Origin of the sequence: Mycobacterium sp. (assembly GCF_049278535.1) — a bacterium.
GTDB lineage: Bacteria > Actinomycetota > Actinomycetes > Mycobacteriales > Mycobacteriaceae > Mycobacterium.
On record NZ_JBAPMI010000250.1, the window covers coordinates 1 to 2,858 of the forward strand.

The 2,858-nt window shown below is 62.7% G+C and carries 3 protein-coding genes; 2 read left to right on the forward strand and 1 reads right to left on the reverse strand.

The window, feature by feature from the left end; genetic code table 11:
• Positions 1 to 231: 231 nt before the first annotated feature.
• Positions 232 to 867, reverse strand: coding sequence for a TetR/AcrR family transcriptional regulator (locus WAO18_RS17005; protein ID WP_422207420.1), 636 nt, complete (start codon positions 865 to 867; stop codon positions 232 to 234).
• A gap of 444 nt (positions 868 to 1,311) precedes the next feature.
• Here WAO18_RS17005 and WAO18_RS17010 point away from each other — a divergent pair, with 444 nt between their 5' ends.
• A complete protein-coding gene (locus WAO18_RS17010) occupies positions 1,312 to 2,334 on the forward strand; it encodes an SDR family NAD(P)-dependent oxidoreductase (RefSeq protein WP_422207421.1) in 1,023 nt (340 codons plus the stop codon).
• The gene (locus WAO18_RS17015; protein ID WP_422207422.1) at positions 2,331 to 2,783 is read left to right on the forward strand and encodes a TIGR03618 family F420-dependent PPOX class oxidoreductase; all 453 of its coding nucleotides are present in this window, start codon (positions 2,331 to 2,333) and stop codon (positions 2,781 to 2,783) included. The genes WAO18_RS17010 and WAO18_RS17015 overlap by 4 nt, the downstream gene beginning before the upstream one ends.
• The last annotated feature ends 75 nt before the right edge of the window (positions 2,784 to 2,858 follow it).

Genomic DNA, 2,858 nt, shown 5'->3' on the forward strand with positions numbered 1-2,858 from the left:
ACGACGAACGCGGCAACGATCACCGCCCACCGTCGGCGAAACAAGCCGCCACCCGAAACAATCATTTCCTCGACCTTTCAGGGCCGCGTCCAACGCGGATGTTGGTCGTAGGCGGCCGAATCGTCCAGCCAGGATTCTCGAAAATCGCAGCTATGCAACCATTTTCGCCTGTTCTACGAACGGACGCGATCACTCATGCTGTCGAGGAACGGGACGGGCAGTGTTGCCGTCCTACTGACGGGCCGGCGCGCGTCGGGGCCTCAGGTCCTCGATGCGTTCGAGGACCTCATCGAGTGCCGTTTCGAGAGGGGCGGTGTCGCGGCGAACCTGCGCGAGCATGATGCCGCCTTCGACCGCGGCCAACAGCGCGGTCGCCAGGCGGTCGGGGTTGGCCTTGCGGCGCAGATCGCCCCGGCCCCACATGGCCTGTAAGCACGCGCGGATCGCCGCTTCCCACTGGTCGAATCCACCGGCGAGGTCAGCTCGACACTCCGGGAAGCGCTCGGCCAGGTCCCCGACCAGCGACCCGACCGGGCAGCCGCCTTCGCAGTTCTGCTGGCGATACGTGTCAACGATGAAGTCTCGCCAGGCGCGCAACCCCTCCATGCTGTCCAGCCCCCCGAGCGTTGCCAGGAGAGCGTGGATGCGGTAGGCGATGACGGCCCTGAGCAGGGATTCCTTGTCCCCGAAGTAGTAATACACCTGCGAAGGTCCAACGCCCGCGGCCTTCTGGACGTCGCCAAGACTCGTGCCGGCGACACCATGGTCGTACATCAGTTGCGCTGCTGTCGCTACGATCCGATCCCGCGTGGCCTGTCCCTTGGGGGTGAGCCGTTGCGGCTCGGTGACCGATTCGTTCGCTGCCATCACTTGTCCAGGTCTGGCAAGATCCGTCGCTGCGGGCCCCGCTGACCTGATCCCCCTTCCGATTCGTCTGATCCTGTCCGCCGTTCTGCACGGACCTGCTCGCGGCAGCCCGGAACTCAGAACAGCTTCAACATGACATAATTGTGAAGTATACACTACATAAAGTGGTTGGGGTATCGAATGCCGCTGCTGGATATTGCTTCGCCGAGGTGCTTCTCGTCGTTATGGACAGTCATCGAAAAACACGTCGCTACAGGGTAATAAAGCTAAGCAATGGCCACCTACGCCAGACGACCCGGCATTTGACATCAGCGAGCTTAAGCACGATTATGTAGTAGTTACTCTAAATTAGAGGAACGCTGATGAGGCCTCCGATACAGAAGTGACGAAGCCGGGTGACCAGCTCGTGCCGGCGCGAAGTCTCTATCGAAAGGAAATGACAGCATGGCTGCGAGACCGTTCAAGGCGGTTCTGATCACTGGCGCCAACGTTGGGCTCGGCAAGGAGGTCGCGCGCCAACTCGCTGTTGCCGGCGATTTCGACAGGATCTATCTGGCGTGTCGCAACACCGACAGCGGGCGGTCTGCGGCCGCCGAGCTGGAGCACATCACGGGCAGGTCCATCTTCACGGTAGTGCGAATGGACCTGACCGATTTGGACTCGGTGAGGTCAGCGCTGAGCACGTTGGATGGCGAACTGCATTCGGTCGTCATGAACGCCGGCGGCACGGGTGGCCCAACACCGTTGGCGCTCACCGCTGATGGCGTCACGCATGTCTTCGGTTCCAATGTGTTGGGCCACGTCGTACTGCTCGAGAATCTCCTCGCCGCTGGGGCATTGATCAGCACCGCGGTACTCGTGGGCAGCGAAGCCGCGCGTGGTGTTCGCATGATGCGGATGCCGCGGCCCACCTTCACGGACCACTCGGTGGAGGAGTTCGCCAGCGTCATCGATGGTTCGTTCTTCAAGAAGCACAAATTCAACACGTTCCTCGCCTACGGGCAGGTGAAATACCTTGGTGCGTTGTGGATGTCGGCTCTGGCGCGAAAGCACCCCGACCTGCGGCTGCTCACCGTGAGCCCCGGCAACACCGCGGGAACGGACGCATTGCGCGACATGGGCGTCGTCACTCGGGCCATGATGAATCACGTCATGTTGCCCTATGTCCTTCCCGCTCTGGGGGTCGGACACCAGTTGGAGAAGGGCGCCCAGCGGCTGGTCGATGGAGTCACCGACGAACAGTTGCGCAGCGGGGTGTTTTACGCCAGCCGACCAGGCGCCCTCACAGGGGCCCTCGTGGATCAGTCGGTGATCGTCGCCGACTTCAAAGACCCGGCAATACAACAGCATGCCGACGAAGCCATTCACCGCTTCGCGAAGAAGTCACGCTCACACCAAGAACCGCCTTCTCGCGCTATCGGTGCGGATGGCGCGTCGTCTGGTCCCACAGCAAGAGGGCTGTCATGACAAGCGCCGCTACCATCACCGTTCAAGAGGCAGCATCGCTGTCCAGCGATGAGCGCGGCCTGGTGGTGGTGTCGACGTTGCGTGCCAACGGCACGATCCAGTCGTCGCTTGTCAACGCCGGCGTCCTGGCGCATCCCGCGACCGGGGAGACCATCTTGGCCTTGGTCGCGTCAGGTCCTGTCAAGCTCGCGAACCTGCGGGCTCGACCCCAGGTCACGGCCACCTTCCGCAACGGTTGGCAGTGGGCGGCGGTCGAAGGGCGCGCCGAGCTTGCCGGACCCGACGACCACCAACCATGGCTAGATGCCGAAGGGCTACGGCTTTTGCTCCGAGCGATTTTCGCCGCAGCCGGCGGTGAACACGACGACTGGGACGAGTATGACCGGGAGATGGCCGGGCAGCGCCGGGCAGCGGTGCTTATCCGCCCCGACCGGGTCTACAGCAACTGATGGCCCTGCACAGCAAGGGGTTTCGGGGTCTCGCCATGTCACCGCCTGGTCATGGCTATTCGCGGTGCTCGACGT

Coding starts and splice junctions, on each gene's coding strand:
- WAO18_RS17005 (WP_422207420.1), bottom strand. CDS start 867: ATGGCAGCGAACGAATCGGTCACCGAGCCGCAACGGCTCACCCCCAAG.
- WAO18_RS17010 (WP_422207421.1), top strand. CDS start 1,312: ATGGCTGCGAGACCGTTCAAGGCGGTTCTGATCACTGGCGCCAACGTT.
- WAO18_RS17015 (WP_422207422.1), top strand. CDS start 2,331: ATGACAAGCGCCGCTACCATCACCGTTCAAGAGGCAGCATCGCTGTCC.